We start from the raw sequence: 1,417 nt of genomic DNA, 5'->3' as shown, positions 1-1,417 counted from the left end.
TGTCGTCCAAACCAAGATTGTGCAGTAGCTACAAGGGGTAGGCGGGACTCGGCATTCTCACTTGCCGCAAAGTGTAGACAATCCTTTGGCAGGCTCGATGAATCCGTTGGCTGTGGAATACGGGCAATTGACCGCTGATTACGAGAATGGGCTGATTAGCGAAAAGCAGTTCTATGATATCGACCGCCAACAAGGAATTAACGTCGCGGATACCGTCAGTACCTTTGTTGGCGCAGGCGAAGCCGCCGCAGCTGCTAAGGCCCTTAGAGCGGCGACTATATCGGATGTGGTTCGCTGGGGCCCTACTGTGGTATCAAACCAAATCTTGCGGGGTAAAGGAGCAGTCGGTGCTGATATTCGTTGGACTATCAAAGGAGGCGGCGGGCCTTTTTCCTGGAAGTACCATATCGGTTCTTATAATTGGTACAAGACATGGACGTGGTTTAAGAAAACGCCGATAATAAAGTCATGACGCACAAATTTGTTTGTTTTAACCGTGATGATATTCCTGGCTTGGCCGAGCTTGGAATAAACCGAATTTTTGTCGAAGTTTCTGCCACAGGACAGGTTGTTCGTGAGATAGGATTTGATGATAACGGGCTTGTCATCTATCGATTCCCAGGAAACGACCGCTTCGGTAAGTACGGTCTTTTCGATAATGCGACCGTCGATACAACGCATACATTAAATGCATTATCGCGTGAAGAGTTTGAACGATTGTACAAAACAGAGAATTGATAAAACTTTGGCGTTATTACACAAAGCATACCCAATCCGAGCGGGAGGTGCTAATACCAACCTGCATTGATCATGACCCACGTGCCCATTTCCGTCGACCGATTGTCATGATGTGCCAGGGTTGGTATTATAGGACGAGCGGCTGATCCGCAGCAGGCTGCATTGCGCCCTGATCGATAGGTGGTGGTGAGCAGGTTCGACCATCGCCCGCCTCCGATCCACGCTCATCGACCGAAGGCTTTCGCTAAAAAATCCCGCTCCACCACCAGTTGCCCGATCTTGGCGTGCAGCCTTTCCACCTCGCTGTCGCTGGCAGCCCTGGCCGCATCACCGGCCCCGGAAAACGTACCCGCCATCCCGTCAATGGCCTGCCGCTTCCAGGCCGCGATCATCGTGTGGTGAACGCCGTGCTTGACTGCCAGCTCCGCCAGCGTCAGGTCGCCCCGGATCGCCTCCAGCGCCACCTTCGCCTTGAAATCCGCGCTGTAGCGCTTCCTCGTCGTCTTCATTCCCGTACCAATCCATCAGATCGGGAGTAGCTTAACACCCTGTCCAGAAAACCGGCACCACCTCAGCTGTCATGCGGCATCTTGCTGCACGCCGGCCTGTCGCAAGGACACCCTGAAATACCTCTGGCTGTAAGGCTGGGTTTGTGATTCCATCGCGATGGAGCGATGGA

The 1,417-nt window shown here is 53.1% G+C and carries 2 protein-coding genes and 1 pseudogene; 2 read left to right on the top strand and 1 reads right to left on the bottom strand.

Annotated elements, in window-relative coordinates; all coding sequences use genetic code 11:
* Positions 1 to 97: 97 nt before the first annotated feature.
* Both PYV00_RS08885 and PYV00_RS08880 read left to right on the top strand, forming a co-directional pair.
* Positions 98 to 472 (top strand): hypothetical protein, encoded by a 375-nt coding sequence (locus tag PYV00_RS08885; protein WP_275227941.1) that lies wholly within the window; start codon positions 98 to 100, stop codon positions 470 to 472.
* Positions 469 to 738: a hypothetical protein gene (locus PYV00_RS08880; protein ID WP_275227940.1), complete on the top strand. Its 270-nt coding sequence runs from the start codon at positions 469 to 471 to the stop codon at positions 736 to 738. The genes PYV00_RS08885 and PYV00_RS08880 overlap by 4 nt, the downstream gene beginning before the upstream one ends.
* 129 nt (positions 739 to 867) lie before the next feature.
* On the opposite strand, the pseudogene PYV00_RS08875 reads toward PYV00_RS08880, so the two are convergent.
* Positions 868 to 1,247 (bottom strand): annotated as a pseudogene (locus tag PYV00_RS08875) (transposase); the annotation flags it as partial.
* Between the last annotated feature and the right edge of the window lie 170 nt (positions 1,248 to 1,417).

The organism is Novosphingobium album (ex Liu et al. 2023) (assembly GCF_029076845.1).
Classification (GTDB): domain Bacteria; phylum Pseudomonadota; class Alphaproteobacteria; order Sphingomonadales; family Sphingomonadaceae; genus Novosphingobium.
Note: the sequence above shows the minus strand (reverse complement) of the source record. Positions and strands in the feature narration are given on the sequence as shown.